This window comes from Paucibacter sp. B2R-40 (assembly GCF_025717555.1).
GTDB lineage: Bacteria > Pseudomonadota > Gammaproteobacteria > Burkholderiales > Burkholderiaceae_C > Paucibacter_A.
The window spans coordinates 161,676-177,569 of record NZ_JAJIRP010000002.1; the positions used below are offsets into that span (position 1 = coordinate 161,676).

The 15,894-nt window shown below is 63.1% G+C and carries 15 protein-coding genes; 5 read left to right on the plus strand and 10 right to left on the minus strand.

The genetic code is table 11. The features are described 5' to 3' along the window. Positions 1-36: 36 nt before the first annotated feature. The 3 genes from LNV09_RS04700 to LNV09_RS04710 all read left to right on the plus strand — a co-directional run bounded on the left by LNV09_RS04700 (position 37) and on the right by LNV09_RS04710 (position 2,357). The gene (locus LNV09_RS04700; RefSeq protein WP_263555924.1) at positions 37-1,176 is read left to right on the plus strand and encodes a sensor histidine kinase; all 1,140 of its coding nucleotides are present in this window, start codon (positions 37-39) and stop codon (positions 1,174-1,176) included. Further along, positions 1,173-1,988, plus strand: coding sequence for a LytR/AlgR family response regulator transcription factor (locus LNV09_RS04705; RefSeq protein WP_263555925.1), 816 nt, complete (start codon positions 1,173-1,175; stop codon positions 1,986-1,988). The genes LNV09_RS04700 and LNV09_RS04705 overlap by 4 nt, the downstream gene beginning before the upstream one ends. Positions 1,989-2,060: 72 nt before the next feature. Next, on the plus strand, positions 2,061-2,357 hold the full coding sequence (locus LNV09_RS04710) for a hypothetical protein (protein ID WP_263555926.1): 297 nt from the start codon (positions 2,061-2,063) through the stop codon (positions 2,355-2,357). Positions 2,358-2,595: 238 nt separating this feature from the next. Here LNV09_RS04710 and LNV09_RS04715 read toward each other — a convergent pair whose 3' ends face one another. The 7 genes from LNV09_RS04715 to LNV09_RS04745 form a co-directional block, all read right to left on the minus strand. Then, the gene (locus tag LNV09_RS04715; protein WP_263555927.1) at positions 2,596-2,961 is read right to left on the minus strand and encodes a c-type cytochrome; all 366 of its coding nucleotides are present in this window, start codon (positions 2,959-2,961) and stop codon (positions 2,596-2,598) included. Between the two features lie 72 nt (positions 2,962-3,033). Continuing rightward, the gene (locus LNV09_RS04720; protein WP_263555928.1) at positions 3,034-4,383 is read right to left on the minus strand and encodes a cytochrome c1 protein; all 1,350 of its coding nucleotides are present in this window, start codon (positions 4,381-4,383) and stop codon (positions 3,034-3,036) included. Between the two features lie 66 nt (positions 4,384-4,449). Continuing rightward, positions 4,450-5,019 (minus strand): cytochrome b, encoded by a 570-nt coding sequence (locus LNV09_RS04725; protein ID WP_263555929.1) that lies wholly within the window; start codon positions 5,017-5,019, stop codon positions 4,450-4,452. Positions 5,020-5,096: 77 nt separating this feature from the next. Continuing rightward, positions 5,097-6,482 carry a sensor histidine kinase gene (locus LNV09_RS04730; protein ID WP_263555930.1) on the minus strand — a complete coding sequence of 462 codons (1,386 nt, stop codon included), beginning with the start codon at positions 6,480-6,482 and terminating at the stop codon, positions 5,097-5,099. Positions 6,483-6,487: 5 nt separating this feature from the next. Next, positions 6,488-7,150 carry a response regulator gene (locus LNV09_RS04735; protein WP_263555931.1) on the minus strand — a complete coding sequence of 221 codons (663 nt, stop codon included), beginning with the start codon at positions 7,148-7,150 and terminating at the stop codon, positions 6,488-6,490. A 179-nt stretch (positions 7,151-7,329) separates the two neighbouring features. Beyond that, complete coding sequence (locus tag LNV09_RS04740) at positions 7,330-7,596, minus strand: hypothetical protein (protein WP_263555932.1); 267 nt, start codon at positions 7,594-7,596, stop codon at positions 7,330-7,332. A gap of 20 nt (positions 7,597-7,616) precedes the next feature. Beyond that, positions 7,617-9,524, minus strand: a complete 1,908-nt coding sequence (locus LNV09_RS04745) for a potassium transporter Kup (RefSeq protein WP_263555933.1) — start codon at positions 9,522-9,524, stop codon at positions 7,617-7,619. Positions 9,525-9,747: 223 nt separating this feature from the next. Here LNV09_RS04745 and LNV09_RS04750 point away from each other — a divergent pair, with 223 nt between their 5' ends. After that, positions 9,748-10,425: a PEP-CTERM sorting domain-containing protein gene (locus tag LNV09_RS04750; protein WP_263555934.1), complete on the plus strand. Its 678-nt coding sequence runs from the start codon at positions 9,748-9,750 to the stop codon at positions 10,423-10,425. 44 nt (positions 10,426-10,469) lie between these two features. Beyond that, entirely contained in the window at positions 10,470-12,656 is a 2,187-nt protein-coding gene (locus LNV09_RS04755; protein ID WP_263555935.1) for a phosphocholine-specific phospholipase C, read from the plus strand. A 37-nt stretch (positions 12,657-12,693) separates the two neighbouring features. Here LNV09_RS04755 and LNV09_RS04760 read toward each other — a convergent pair whose 3' ends face one another. The 3 genes from LNV09_RS04760 to LNV09_RS04770 form a co-directional block, all read right to left on the minus strand. Then, entirely contained in the window at positions 12,694-13,398 is a 705-nt protein-coding gene (locus LNV09_RS04760; protein WP_263555936.1) for a response regulator, read from the minus strand. Beyond that, the gene (locus LNV09_RS04765) at positions 13,395-15,014 is read right to left on the minus strand and encodes a sensor histidine kinase (RefSeq protein WP_263555937.1); all 1,620 of its coding nucleotides are present in this window, start codon (positions 15,012-15,014) and stop codon (positions 13,395-13,397) included. Before LNV09_RS04765 ends, LNV09_RS04760 begins: the two co-directional genes overlap by 4 nt. A gap of 78 nt (positions 15,015-15,092) precedes the next feature. After that, positions 15,093-15,890, minus strand: coding sequence for a substrate-binding periplasmic protein (locus LNV09_RS04770; RefSeq protein ID WP_263555938.1), 798 nt, complete (start codon positions 15,888-15,890; stop codon positions 15,093-15,095). Positions 15,891-15,894 lie beyond the last annotated feature (4 nt).

The following is a 15,894-nucleotide window of genomic DNA, read 5'->3' on the forward strand; positions in this document are numbered from 1 at the left end:
GGCGACCTGCTCGCAGTCAAGCCCAACCCAACATCGATGAGCCCAGCTATCCCTACCGACCCCGAGACCTCGGCCGCACAAACCGCGCCGGGATCGGTGCTGCGTGTCGTGCTGGCGAATGGGCTCGTCTGGGGCGTGATCTGCAGCCTCGGCGCGGCGGGCGACTACCGCGATGGCGCGCGGCTCGGCCACGCGGCCAATTTCCTGCGCGTCTGGGGAGCCTGGCTGAATGCACATGTGCCGCTCTTCGTGCTGAGCGTTGCGCTGATGCTGGTGCTGCCGCGCATCCAGGACCGCTGCTTAGGCGGGCGGGCTATCGCCAGCCTTTATGGGGCGTTGGCCCTGCTGTACTTTCCGCTGCACATGATCTACACCGCAGTGCCGGGCTGGCTGGCGCGAGGCGACGGGCAAAGCCTGATCGGCTATGTGCTGCAGCGGGATAACTTCACCTGGTTTCTCGAGTTCGCCTGGTTCAGCGGCACTTATGCGGTCGTGATGGCCATCCACATCTGGCGGCTCGGCCAGCAACGCGCCGCCGAGCTGCAGGCCGCGCGTGAGGCCAATCTGGCGCTTGAACTGGCGCTGGAGCGGCAGCGCCTGCACGGTATGCGCCAGCAGCTGGAGCCGCACTTCATCTTCAATGCGCTCAACAGCATCAGCGCCTTGGTGCGCAGCAACGAGCAGCCGGTCGCGCTGGAGGGCATTGCGAGCCTGAGCACGCTGCTTCGCTACGCGCTGAAGGCCAGTGCCCAGGATGCGGTCTGCCTCGGCGAGGAGATCGCCTTCTGCCACGACTACCTCGACCTGCAGCAGATGCGCTACGGTACGCGCCTGCAGCTTACGTTCGATGACCCAGGCCCAGCAATCGAGCGGGTCGAATGTCCGCCGCTGCTGCTGCAGCCGCTGATCGAGAACGCCCTGCGTCACGACCTGGATCGGCACACCGGACCAACCCAGCTGACCTTGCAATTCCACCTCGACAGCACCCGTTTGAAAATCCGGGTGTGGAACTCCCTGGCTCAGCGCGGCCCGGCCAATGCCGGACTCGGCCTGGGGCTGGCGCATGCGCGCGAGCGGCTTGCGCTGATGTATGGTTCGCGTGCGGTCCTAGCGACCCACGAGACGCCGTCGAGTTTCGAGGTCCGCGTCGAACTACCGATCAGCATTTCCGAATGACAACGCCATCCGACGACAGCTCAACAACGAAGACGATTCGCGCGCTCGTGGTCGACGACGAGGAACTCGGGCGGCGCAATCTCTGCCTGGCGCTGGCTGAGCATGCCCATTGGGAAGTGGTCGCCCAAGCGCCGAGCATGGCGGCAGCGCAAGAGGCTCTGCGCGCGCAGCCCGACATCGAGGTGGTCTTTCTGGACATCCGCATGCCCTATGGCTCGGGCCTGGAGCTGGCGCAAGTACTCGCTCAGCAGGAGCAACCGCCCTGGATCGTGTTCGTCACCGCCTTCGACGAGCATGCGATCGAAGCCTTCGATCTGCACGCGCTGGACTACCTCCTCAAGCCCTTCAGCAACCGGCGTCTGGCGAAAGCGCTGGCCCATGTTGAGCAGATGGTGCGGCTGCGCCAGCAGGTCGCCTTCGCCGGCGCGCTGCGCAGCTATGTCGAGGACGCGCAGCGCAGCCCGCAAGCGGGCAAAAACTACTGGAAGACGCTGAGCGTGCGCTCGGTGGGCCGAATCGACGCCGTCTCGCTGGACGAAGTCCTGCGCATCGAGGCGCAGGGCAATTACGCGGCGCTCCACCTGCCCACACGCCAGTTGCTGTTCCGTGCGTCGATGACACGCCTGGAGCAGCACCTCGATCCGGCAGTCTTCCTGCGCGTACACCGCGGCACCATCGTGCGGCGAGAGCAGGCGCTGTCATTGCTGAGCATGCCCAGTGGAAGCTACGAATTGAGGATGCGTGATGGGTCGCGGGTGGCCGTCAGCGAGCGCTATGTCACTGCCGTCAAGGTGGCGCTGCAAACTGGCTGATGCCGCATTCACTCCAAAGCGCGCTGGACGGAAATGGTCGTTCCGCAGGACCAAGGTCCTCGGTGTTCCCTGATGGATACGTCCAAACCTGTGCCAGGCGTTGGCAAATGCCAACTGGTCAGGTTCAGCCACAAGCGTGACGAGGGCGAGTTCATCGCAGGCAAGTTAGACGCTGCAAATCTTCCTTGTCCGGTCGACAAGCTCGTCGGCACTTCAAAGGAAGAAGTACTTGTCGTTCCCCAGCGGCACAATGCTGCCGCGAGAAGGCGGCTTGCAGAGCCCCAAGCCCAGGTCGCCCAGCGAGAGCCGATTGCGACGCTGCAGGGATCCCAATATGCCCGGCTCAGGTTGACTGGTGAGTACAAATAGCATCTTTGTATGCCCCTAAGAAAAACGGCTTCGCTCGGTCTCAGCAGTCGTGCAAATATTGTTGATTGGTTGTGTCTTGAATTTGCCGGCCATATGAGAACCCGCAGGCAGAAGCCCCCGCCAAGGATCCGCTCAGCTGAAATTTGCCGCGCCGCTAAGGTTTTTTCAAGCGTCATACAAACAACAACGCCCGGCTTACCCGTGCCTTGTTGTTTGTCGAAGTGCAATAGTCGCCGCGCTACTTCACGCTGGCGAGAAAAGCCAAGAGATCTGCCCTGGCACGAGGATCGCTCAAGCCCTCGAACTTCATCGTTCCGCCGGGCAAGGCCAGCTTGGGTGCGCTGATATAACTATCTACTTTCTCAGCAGTCCAGGACCATTTGCTGGCCTTCATCGCGTCGGAGTAAGCCACCCCCGCCAGGCCCGCAGCCGGGCGGCCCAACAGCGCAAACAGGCTCGGGCCTTTTTTGTTTTTGCCCTCTTTGAGACTATGGCATTCAGCGCATTGGGTGGCAAACACATCGGCCCCCTTCTGGATCTCGCCTTCGGCGCAAGCGCTGATGCTGGCGGCGCAGCAGGCCAGGGCGAGCAGCGCGGTCTTCAACGTTGAGAAACTGGGTATTGGCAAGCACAATTGCTTGCGGCTGTTGGCAAATGGGTCCATCTCGATGAGCACCTAGAAGGATGTCCAGGCGAACAGGAACAAGGTGTTGTTGTCAGCGGCATTGCGGCCCGCGCCGTCATAGTTTTTGGCGGCGCCGTTGTACTTGCTGTAGCGCGTGTACTGAGCGCCCAGCTTCACGTTCGCCCATGGCGCGCCCCAGGAGTCTTCCTTGCCGAAGGGCGTCCAGTCCAACTGCAGGATTTGCCCGGCACTGTCGGGGACATTGCCAGCATTGGCGGCATACAAAAGACTGTCGGCCGTTCCATCGGTACGGAAATGCCCCAAGGACAAGCCCCAACTTTGATTGAAATGGTAGGAGGCATTGAGCTTGAGCTCGTTCAGGCTGCCATTCAAGTTGCTGGCTTCACCTGCGGCCAGCAAGGCGTCGCGGCGCTGAGTTTCGTGCACGTAGCTGCCCTGCAAGGTAAAGACATGTTCGCGTGTGCCCAAGAACTGGTATTGCCCGTCAATGCCGATGTCACGGTAGCGGTTGCTGCCACTTCCATTGGTGCGATCAGGCTGGATGCTGCTGTTGAAGCCGAACAGCCCGACCGAATAGGCGCTGCTCTTCAAGTCCTTGAACCAAGCCAGTCGCCAGTAGGCAGTGCCATTGCCGAGTTTGCCCGGATCATCTTCCCTGCCCAGACCCAAACGAGATTGCGCCGTCAGCGACAGGCTGCGATAACTGCCTAGTTCTGCGTACCAGCTATTGTCCAAAAAGGCATAGGCGGAGGCGCCCAGTACATGCTGCTCCAGAGCACCATTGATCAAGGTGCCCGTCTCAGGGCCGCTGAATCCCAGCGCCGAGCCGATATAAGGGAAGCCCCAGACCGGCATGCTGTTGAACGGGTCTTGCACGCCGGGGTTATTGTTCAGCGATGCGCCCAGGATCAGCTCCTTGCCCTGCCATTCGGTGGCGTGAGCAAAGCGCAGATCCATTTGGTCGATGGCGGTCTTTTTGCCAATGCCGTCATAAGTGACTTGCATGAAGGCGCCGAGCTGATCGGCCAGCTTGCCGGCAATGAAGAGCGAGGCTTCATCCAAGGCTGCGTTGTCATTGGTTTTATAGCCGTCGACCGGCGCTGCGTCTTGCGCCTTGCCCGTGTGAGTGCGTGAAGCCACCACCATGCCGGACAGCGGCACATTGCCGCTGCTGCCATTGCTGTCGGTGTAGCCGCCAATCTTGAACTTGATGCCGAAGGGCGTGAGCTGTGGGCCAAAGGCGCCGATATGACATGCGGCACAGTCCTGCCCGGTCTGGCGCGCAAAACTGGGCACGGCCCAGCTGGTCGTGGCGCTCAAAAGCCCCGCTGTCAGGCCCGCGAGCAGCGCGCAGCGTCGCAACAATCTATGCATATTCATAGTGATGAATTCTCAAAAAGGTGATGGGAAGGAAGTGAAAGCCGTGCTCGAAAGTTCTTGGCTGCATCAAGCACGGCGCCAGCCTGGCAACATGGCGCTCAAGACCTGGTCTCGGCGCACCCATTGATGCCAGGCAACCGCCAGCAGGTGCAAGGCGATCACCGCGGCCAACAACCAGGCCACATTGCCGTGCACCGCTTCGAGTGTTTCGGCCAGGTCCAGGTCGGTGGCCAGCAGACGCGGCAAATGAATTGACCCCAAGCTGACGACGTGGCCGCGTGCATTGCTCAGCAAGAAGCCCAGAGGCGGCAAGCTCAGCAGCAGCAGGTAGACCAGCCCATGCATCGCGCCGGCCAGGCGGCGTTGCCACGCGCTCGCTTGATCCAGCGTGTCGGCCAACTTGAAGCGGCTGCGCAGCAGCAGGCGCAGCAGCGTCAAGGCTCCGACGAGAAGCCCAGCCAAGCGATGCCATTGCAAGACGGAAGCACGCAATCGGTCTTCATCCAAGCAATCGCGACCGATGATCAGGGCAAAAACCAGCAGCAGCGCCATGACCGTGAGCCAATGGGCATAGACGATAGGTCGGGGATGGCGCAAGTCAGCTGCGGTACGGACAGGAGCAGGTATCGAACTCATGCGGGCTTCTCAGGAATCCAGAAAACCCGAGGCTAGGCCCCCCCTGCCTTCAAAAGCCTGACAAATTCAGGCGGCGCTCACGCGACTACGGGGAAGTTGACCGTCACTTGCAGACCTTTGCCGCCTGGCCCGCTGCCCAGACTGACCTGTGCGTCGTGACGCAAAGCTACCTCGCGCACAATGGCCAAGCCCAGGCCGCTGCCGAGCTTGGAGGCCGCGTCGATCTGGTAAAAGCGCTCAAACACCTTGTCGTGCTCCAGCGGGTCAATGCCCGGTCCCTCGTCTTCGACGCCCAAGAAAGCTCTGCGATCGGGCCGCGTACCGCAGCGCACGGTGACCTTGCCGCCGGGGTCGCAATGACGGATGGCGTTGTGGATCAGATTGCCCAGCATTTCTTGCAGCAGCCAGGCCGAGCCATTGACAAAAGCCGGGCTGGCCTCAAAGCCCAAGTCCAGGCCGGCCTCCAAAGCGGCATCAAGCCAGCTGGACGCAGCGTCCTCCAGCAAGACTTGCAAGTCCAAACGCTGCAAAGTCTCGGCCTGAACCGCTTGCGGGCCGGAGCGCGCCAAGGCCAGCATTTGATGGGTCGATCGCGCCAGCCGCTGCAATGAAAGCTTCAAATTTGTCAGGCGCTGACGCTGCGTTTCATCGGCATCCCGCTCGGCCAAGTCGAGTTGCATCTGCATGCCGGCCAGGGGCGTGCGCAATTGATGCGCCGCATTGGACAGAAAAGCCTGCTGAGCTTCGGTGGAGACACGCAAATTGGCGACGAAGCCGTTGATCGCACTGACCAGCGGAAGCAAATCGGCCGGCAACTGATCTGTAGCGATTGCACTGAAGTCTTCTGCTTGCCGGGCAGCCACTGCTTGGCTCAGCTCATCCAACGGTTTCATCGCCAAATGCACGCCTAAGCGGACCAACAGCAGCGCCAGGCTCAGCAGCACCAGATTGGGAACCACCGTGTCCATCATGACCAAGCGCGCTTGCGCCTCGCGGCGCTGCAGCGTCTCAGCCACAACGATGCTGAGCGCCCCCAGCGCGGACGCATGCGGATAGGTGATGACGCGCACCTGCGCGCCGCCTAAGCGATGGTCAGCAAAGCTCGGCTGAGTGTGCGCCTGCCTATCGAGCACCTTCGCCAGTGCTGGATCGCCGCCAATGACGGCGCCCTGCTCGGTGCGCACCAGAAAATACAGTTGATCCTTCCCATCTGCGATCTGCATTGCGCGCATGGTGCGCTCCAGATGCAGGCCGAGGTCATCATCGGCTGCGTCGTCCGCGTCCACATCCAGGCGCGAAGCCAAAGCGATCGCAACCCGGGCGAGCGCCTGGTCCTGGTTGTCGCTGGCCCGCTCAAGGGCGCGCACATAGTCGTAAACGGCACTGAGCAAAATCACCAGCAAGAGCGGCCACAGAAGCAGGCGCAACAGGCGGTCGCGCAGACTCAAATGCTGTTCGCGCATGGCACTCACACGTCGATGCGGTAGCCGATACCACGCACGGTGCGGATGGTGATGCCGCTGTCAGCAAACTTGGCGCGCAAACGCGAGATATAGATCTCGACCGCGTTATCGGTGATCTCTTTGTCCCAGCGGCTGAGGCTGTCGGCCAAGCGCCGTTTAGCGATCACCTTAGGGGCGGCCAGCATCAGCGCCTGCATCAAGTGCCATTCCCGCCCCGTCAACGCCAGCGGCTGGCCAAACAGCTGGGCCGCATGCGTCGCCAGATCGAGGGTCAAAGGCCCGGCCGTCAAGCGGGCGGTCGCAACCGAGCGACTGCGCCGAATCAATGCCTGCACCCGCGCCAACAATTCAGGCCATAGAAAAGGCTTGATCAGGTAGTCGTCAGCGCCCTCGTTGAGCCCGCTGACCCGGTCCGACAAGCCGTCGCGTGCCGTCAAAATCAAGATTGGCAGCGTATGCGCGGCGGCCCGTACGTGACGCACCAGACTCAAGCCATCCATGCCTGGCAGACCGAGGTCAAAGATCGCCAGATCATGCACTTGGTGACCCAAGGCATCCAGCACCTGTTCCGCACTGCCCAAGTGATCCATTTCATAGCCGGCCCGCCCCAGCGCTTCGCGCAGGCCGGCGGACAGCAATTCATCGTCTTCAACCAGCAATATGCGCATCGGGGGCAGGGGCAGAATTAAACAGGCTGGACATCCAGCCGGGCCAGACCAAGCTGGCCGCAGCGGCCGCGCAAACTGCGGAAGCCTCGGTTGATTGTCCACGGTTGCGCGCGCCTGCCGTTTGCCCGCCATCAATCAAATCCATGCCCGCTTGCCCGGTTCAAGCGGCGCAGGCAAGCCTATTGGCCCGCTCCCCAGCGCCAGCGCGGCCGCTCACCCTTGCGCCAGCAAATCAGCATCAGCAAGGCCGTCAACACCGTAACGCACGCCACATAGCTGAGGGGCTGCCGCTCGGGCGACAGCAGGGCCGCCGCCAGCACCATCAAGGCGGCATAAGCGCTCAGCACCAACCAGCCTTGCCAGCGGACCGGCAAGCCCCAGCCCCAGCCATAGCGTTTGGCCGGGAACCAAGTATTCTGCTTTTTGAGGTCGATTTCTTCGGCCATGACATTGCTACGGTTTGATCTCAGATCTGCACCCGTGTGCCCAATTCCACCACCGCGTTGTCAGGCAGGCAGAAGAACTCGGCGACGCCGCCGGCATTGCGGCTCATGGCCGCAAACAGATGCTCGCGCCAGGGCACCATGCCTTCGCCGGCAGTCGGCACCACCGTCTCGCGGCTGAGGAAGTAACTCGTTTCGAACGCGGAGATGTGCAGGCCCTTGGCGGCACACAGGGCCAGCGCCTTGGGCACATCGGGCTGATCCATAAAGCCAAAATGCAGGCCCACGCGCCAAAAACTCGGTGCCAGCTCCTGCAACTCGACCCGCTCTTCATCGGGCACCCAGGGGCGGTCCTGAAACACCACGGTCATGATGACGTTTGTCTCATGCAGGACCTGGTTGTGTTTGAGGTTGTGCAGCAAGGCCTGCGGCACGGTATCGGGGTTGGCCACGGCGTAGACGGCGGTGCGCAGGGCGCGGTGGGTGTCGGCTCCGCCCAACGACTCGAGAAAGGGCTGCAACTCCAGACCATCGCGCCGGATGCTGCCCATCAGCAAGGCCCGGCCGCGCGACCAGGTGCTCATCACCACAAACAGACCCAGCGCAAAGGCCAGCGGGAACCAGCCGCCGTCCACGAACTTGATCGCGCAGCCCGCTACCAAAAGCAGGTCCAGCGCCAGGAAAAACAGCGTGGCCGAGATCGCGATCGGCGCCGGCAGGCGCCAGCCATGGCGCACCACAAAAAAGGTCAGCACAGTGGTGATCAGCATCGTCATCGTCACCGCGATGCCGTAGGCGCCGGCCAGCGCCGAGCTGCTGCCGAACAGCAGCACGGCAGCCACCACGCCGACCAGCAAGGCCCAGTTGACCGCCGGGATATAGATCTGGCCGGCCTCGCTGGCGGAGGTGTAGCGCACCGTCATGCGTGGCAGGAAGCCGAGCTGAATCGCCTGCTTGGTCATCGAATAGGCGCCCGAGATCACCGCCTGTGATGCGATCACGGCGGCCAGCGCGGCCAAGATCACCACCGGCAACATCAAACTGTCGGGGAAAAGGCGGTAGAACGGATTTTCGATCGCGCTGGGGTCACCGATCAGCAGTGCGCCCTGGCCCATATAGTTCAAGGCCAATGCCGGGAACACCAGCGTGGTCCAGGCCAAGCGGATAGGCTTGGCGCCGAAATGGCCCATATCGGCATATAGCGCCTCGGCGCCGGTCAGCGCCAGCACGATGGCGCCGACGGCGGCGAACACATGCCAGCCGCGCGCCATCAAAAATTCCCAGGCATGCAGCGGGTTCAAGGCGGCCAGCACCTGCGGCTGCGCCTGAATATGGATCACGCCAATCACCCCCAGCAGCACGAACCACAAGGTGATCACCGGGCCGAATACCTTGCCCATCGCATGCGTGCCGAAGCGCTGCAGCATGAACAGCGCGGCCAAAATCGTCAGCGAAATCGGCAGCACATAGGGCTTGAGCGTCGGCGTCAGCACCTCCAGCCCTTCGATCGCCCCCATCACCGAAATGGCCGGCGTGATGATGGAATCGCCATAAAACAGCGTGGCGCCGAACACTCCCAGCAAGAGCAAGCCCTTGTGCAGACGCGCCCTGCCCGTGCCGACCGCCTTGGCGGCCAGCGCCGTCAAGGCCAAGCCGCCGCCCTCGCCGCGGTTGTCGGCGCGCAGGATCAGGATCACGTACTTGAGCGTCACCACCAGCATCAGCGCCCAGATGATCACCGACACCGCGCCGATCAGATTGGCCTGATTCAGCGCTACGCCGGTGGCGGGCAGGAAGATTTCCTTGACGGTGTAGAGCGGGCTGGTGCCGATGTCGCCATAGACGACACCAATGGCTCCGAGCGTTAGCGCCGGCAAGCCTTGGCGCTGCGGATGGCCGGAAAGGGGGGAGACAGAACTGGCGGAGGACATGGTCGCAAGCGAAAGTGGCGTGATTGATGGTCGCACTGTGAATCGTCCGGCATAAGGATCGCATAAGGGAAGCATATAGATCACATCGGGCACGCCTAGGCGCCGCAGCGAATGAGCCGATCAGCATCTGGGCCCGCGGTGACGGGCGTCACATGTCAGGAAGAACATACGCCAAGAAACGCCGCACTTCTGCTTCTGCTCAACCCTTTTGCCCAAGGCCATCATGAAACTCAGCACGCTCCTCGCCTCCCTGACCCTGTTGACGGCGTTCGCGCCGCTTGGCGCTCACGCCACGAGTTATGACAGCAACCTGATCGTCAGCGGCGATGCCGAGTCAGGCACCACGGCGTGGAACGCCATTGCCGATACCGCGATGTTCCAGACCGTGGCCTACGCTGACCCCTTGTTCCTGTACCCGGACACCGCGCATGGCGCGCGGCACTTTGCCGGCAGCAGCGGCAGCGCCTTTTCTGCCGGCTGGCAGCAAGTCGATGTGAGCGACAAGGCCGCTGACATCGACGGTGGCGGCCTGGCGTTCAAGCTCGATGCCTATCTCGGTGGCGTCGGTGACCAGGAAGACAACACCTTGTTGTATGTCTCCTTTCTCGACGCCAAGGGCAATGAAATCAACCACACCGAGCTGGGCCCCAACTACGTCGACCTGCGCGACTACTACACGGTGCTGGCCGCCTTTCACACCAGCGGCTATGTCCCCGAGCAGACGCGCGCGATCCGCTTCGACCTGTCCATGGATGCCCCCGACGGCAACGCCAGCGGCGCCTACGCCGACAACCTGTCCTTCAGCCTGACCACGCCGGCCGTGCCCGAGCCGCAAAGCTATGCGCTGATGCTGGCAGGTCTGCTCGCCGTGGCTGCGGTGGCACGCCGCCGCGCACGCTGAATCCACTCATTAGGTCTCACCTTTCAAGCTACAGGCAGCCCATCATGACTCAAAGTTCACGTCGCAGATTCCTCCAATCGGCCGCCACCGGCGCCGCCCTCACCGCCTTCCCGGCGGTGATCCAACGCGCGCTGGCCGCGCAAGCCAAGGTTGTCACTGGCACCATCCAGGACGTCAAACATGTGGTGATCCTGACGCAGGAGAACCGCTCCTTTGATCACTACTTCGGCACGCTGCACGGCGTGCGCGGCTTTGGCGACCCGCTGCCGCTGCCAGTGGTTGACCGCCCTGGCACCATCGTGCGCAAGAACATCTGGGTGCAGCCGACCGAGCCGAGCAACAGCGTGAGCAACCCTACCGTGCCGGGCCGCACACAACCCAAGACCGTGGCGCCGTTCCGGCTCAACACCAAGCTCAACTTCAACCTGATGCGGGTAGACGGCACGCCGCATGGCTGGGGGGATCTGCATTGGGACCAGGGCCGCATGAACTACTGGACCCTGACCAAGCACAACCATTCGATGGGCTACTTCGCCAAGGAGGACATCCCCTTCCAGTTCGCGCTGGCCAATGCCTTCACGGTCTGCGACGCCTATCACTGCTCGCTGGCCGGCTCGACCAACCCGAACCGGCTCTTCCTCTTCACCGGCACCAACGACCCGCTGGGCCGTAGCGGTGGTCCGGCTGTCAGCAACCGCAATGACTGGTTCGACAACCTGCCCGACTACACCTGGACGACTTACCCCGAGCGCCTGCAGGCGGCCGGCATCTCCTGGCAGGTCTACGAGAATATGGACGACAACTTCACCGACAACTCGCTGGTCGGTTTCAAGTCCTTCCGTGACGGCTGGTTCAACCGCCCCGGTGCCTCGGCCGAGCTGAAGGCGCGCGGCATCACGACACGCGATCTGGATCTGCTGCGCCAGGACGTCGTCAATGGCACGCTGCCCCAGGTATCCTGGATCGTCGCCACCGAAGCCGGCTCCGAGCATCCAGGCCCGTCCAGCCCGGCCCAAGGTGCTGAATACACGGCCAAGGTGCTGGAAGCGCTGACGGCCAATCCGGAGGTCTGGGCCAGCACGGTGCTGTTCATCAACTTCGACGAGAACGACGGCTTCTTCGACCATATGCCGCCGCCGGCTGCGCCTTCGCTGGTTCAATGGGACGCCGATCCGGCCAAGCGCGTCTACGCGGGCGCCTCGACGGTGGCCACCACCGGCGAATACCACGAGGTCGAGAATCCCAACAGCCCCGCACCCAGCACGCTGCACTGGCCTTACGGCCTGGGCGCACGCGTGCCGATGTATGTGGTGTCACCGTTCAGCAAGGGCGGCTGGGTCAACTCGCAGGTGTTCGACCACACCTCGGTGCTGCGTTTCATGGAGCAACGCTTCGGCGTGATGGAACCGAATATCTCGGCTTGGCGCCGGGCGGTTTGCGGTGATCTGACCAGCGCCTTCAACTTCGCCAACCCGAACAACAGCACGGCCTTCATGGCGCAGTTGCCCGACACCAAGGCGCTGGCCGACAAGACCCGGGCTTTGAACAACCCGACCAAGCCGCGCCCGACCCTGCCAAGCACCTTGACCTTGCCGGCGCAAGACAGCGGTGTGCGGCCCTCCTCGGCACTGCCCTATGAGCTGGCGGCGACGGCATGGGTCACGGCCACGGCCGTCAATGTCAGCTTCCAGAACACCGGCAAAGCCGCCGCCGTGTTCCATGTCTACGACCGCCTGCGCCTGGCCGAAATCCCGCGCCGCTACACCGTCGAAGCCGGTAAACAGCTCAGCGGCAGTTGGGCTGCCGATGCCAACGGTGCGTATGACCTGTGGATACTGGGGCCTAACGGTTTTCACCGTCATCTGACCGGCAATGCCGGGCGCCTGAAGGCGGCAACTCAAGCCAACCCGGAAGTGCAGATCAGCTGTGACAGCGTCAGCGGCGACCTGCTCGTGAAGTTGCTCAACAGCGGCAACGCGCCTTGCGTGTTCCAGCTGGCCGCCAACCGCTACAGCGCGGCCACGGTCAGCGAGTACACGGTGCTCGCACGCGGCGAAACCAATCTGCGCCTGCCGCTGGCGCAAAGCTACCGCTGGTACGACTTCAGCGCCAAGGTGAAGGACCAGGCCGACTTCAGCCGCCGCTTTGCCGGTCGGGTGGAAACGGGTGCACCGTCGGTCAGCGACCCGACCATGGGCGGCAGCGCCCGCGCCGACCAATGGCAGGTCTGAGCAGCCAATCGCGCGCTCGCGGCGGTTCTTGCAGCGCTCACTCGCAAGAACCGCCACTCTCCAAGCGGTAGCCCACGCCCGGCTCGGTCAACAAGCGTTGCGGGTCGGCCGGTGCGGCTTCAAGCTTGGCGCGCAGCTGCCCCATATAGAGCCGCAAGTAATGGGTGTGCTCGACAAACTCCGGCCCCCAGACATCGGCCAGCAAGGTGCGGTGCGTCAGCACCTGGCCGGCATGGCGCACCAGGCGCGCCAGCAGCTTGAATTCGGTCGGCGTCAGGTGAACCTCGGCGCCATGCAGACTGACACTGTGTGCGGCCAGATCAACCCGCAGGCCTTGCTGTTCGTAAAGCGTCTGCGCGGCTTGGGTGTGCACACCGCGGTGGCGCAAGGCCACCCGCATGCGCGCCAACAGCTCGCTGATGCTGAAGGGCTTGACCAGATAGTCATCGGCGCCGGCGTCGAGCAAGCGCACCTTGTGGGCGTCTTGCTCGCGCGCCGAGATGATCAACACCGGCGTGTTCTTGCCTCGCCGCAGCTGCGCCAATAACTCGGCGCCGTCGCCATCGGGCAGGCCCAAATCCAGCAAAACCAGATCGACCGGCTCGGCATGGATCAGAAGTGCGCGCGCCTCGGCCAGGCTGGCCGCACAGAGCAGCTCATAACCCTCCACCCGCAGGGCGCTGGCCAAGGTGGCGCGCAGCTCTCGGTCGTCCTCCAGCAACAAGATTCTCAGCAAGCTCATACGGTCATGTCCTCGACCCGGGGGGCGCTGACGCTGGGCAGCCAGCACTCAAAACTGGCGCCGCCGTGGCGGCGCGGCCGGTAGCGCATCAGCCCCCCATGCGCCTGGGCGATCGCCCGGCAGGCGGCCAAGCCGACGCCGGCGCCGCGCCTGGCATTGGCGTCGGGGCCGGCCGCATGCTGCTGCTCCGCACCGCGTTGAAAAGCTTCAAAAATACGTTTGCGCCAGACCAAAGGCACGCCGGGGCCACGGTCACGCACCGCCAGCACGATGAAGGTTTTGCCCCCCTCAAGCGCGGTGCGAGCCGAGATTTCTATATTTGAAGCGGGCGCATATTTCTGTGCGTTGTCGACCAGATTGCCGAGCAGCTGGGTCAGCAGCAAGGCGTCGCAGCGCAGCAGCGGCAGATCAGGCTCCAGCCGGGCTTGCAGTTCAATCAGCTGCGGCCCTTCTGTTTCAGCACTCAGCGTCGCGTGGCGCTGGCGGGCGCGGCGCAGCACCGCGCCGACAATTTCCTCGGCCGACTCCCAGTCCAGGCGCAGCGCCACGCCGGGCGCGTCCAAGCGGGCCAGTTGCAGGCTGTTGGCCGTCATATCTGCCAGCGCCTCGGTTTCATCCAGGATGGTGGCGGTCAAGCGCGCTCGTTGTGCCGGGCTCAACTTCGCATCTTGGTCCTGCAGCGAAGAAGCAGCGCCCATGATGCAGGCCAGCGGCGTGCGGAAGTCATGCGAAATCGCCGCCAGCAAGGCATTGCGGTTGGCTTGGCTCACGGCCTCATCGCGCGCCAGCTGCGCCAGGTGCTCGGTCGCGAGGCGCTCCAAGGCCAGGCCCATTTGCGTACAAAGCAATTGCAAATGAGTCAGCAGGCTGGCATCCAGCGCTTGTGAGCGGCTGGGCTGCAAAAGCGCGGCGCCCAAGGCCGCGCCGCGCCCTCGGATCGGCAAGTACCAGTCCGGTTGGCCCTCGAATCGACCCGTGCCGGGTCCGAACGCCTGGGCGTGACGCAGGCACTGCCAAAGTCCGGCACGTTGATCAGCGCTCAGGTCGGCGATGCCGTTCTGCCATTGCACCGCCTCGGGCAGATTTTGCTGCGGCAAGGCCTGGTCTTGCTGCAAAAGCATCAGCTGCACCGGCGTGCCCAGTTGCGCCTGCAATTCGGCCTGCAGCAAAGGTCCCAAGCTCGCCCAGTCGCGCGCCTCGCGCAAGCTGTCATTGAAGCCGCGCAACTGCTCGGCTTGGCCGACCTGGCGCCGCGCCAACGCCGCCTGGCGGCGTTGGCTGGCGATCAGCAAGGCGGTGATGCAGCTCAGGCCCAGCATCGCCCCCAGCAATAACAGGTGCTGATTGCCCTCGACGCTGAGGCTGCCGCGCGGGCCAACGAAATGCCAGTTGAACAGCAGCACCGACACCAGGCTGAGCAGCAGCGCCGCCGCCAGCGGCAGCCACAAACTCGCCAGCGCCGCTGCCAAGACCAGCAGCAGCGCTTGATTGGCCAGATTGACCCGCCCATCCAGCCAGAACAGCAGCCACCAAGCCAAGGCCCAGGTCAGCACGCCCGGCAGCGGTTCGAGCCAAGAACTCTTGAAAGTGATTCGCGCAGCGCTCTTGTCATACATGCGCCCACCTTAGCATTGCCGCCATCAAAAACGCATCAGGGAGCGCCCAAACCTGGGCGGTGCTGCCTTCGGACCGCATCAAGGCACAGAGCCAGTCGCATATGCCTTGGCTTTCAACCCGCCTTCAGACATGAAGTCGCGGTAAATCCGCGCGGCTGTACCGTCCTGCGCAATCGATTCGAAGACGGCATTGACCTCCCGTTCAAGCGCGATATTTTTGGAACGCATCGAAAACGCCACCACACCATAAGAATTGTTTAAAAACAATTCTTCGCCGAAGTAGCTTTCGACCTGAAGTTTGCGAATCAAGTGGTCTATCGTCGCGAGCGAGCCGGCAACGCCCGCGACGCCCCGGCCTTTGACCACCATACGAATCGCTTGCGTGTAATCAAGCGTCATTTGCTTGTCAATCAAAGGGTCGGCATCGAAGTGCTGACCCAAGGTCAAGCCACGCGGAACACCCATGCGCAAGCCGCGCAGCTCATGAGGTTGGCTGGCGGCCACGCCCTTGATCAATCGAACCCCAAACCGCAGAGGCAAAATTTCTGCCCCGCGACGCGCATAAGCTGCGCGGGCGTCGGACCAAACCATCAGCGAGAAGTCTGTGGCTCCGGTCTTCAAATTGAGTTCCACGCGGGCATAGGGCGTCAGCGTGAGCACGACGGTATGGCCACTTCTGCGTTCGAACTCACGCATGTATTCGACCAAGACGCCGGCATACGACTCGGCAGCGGTGCCGCCGTTGATGCGGTAAGCCCAGGGCTCGAACTGAATCACATCGACCTTGAATTCAGCCGCCTGAACCGCCCCCGAGGCACAGGCCGCCAAGGCCAAGCCCGCACAGCAAGAGGCAAGCCAATGTTCAAGCATCTGCATGGCG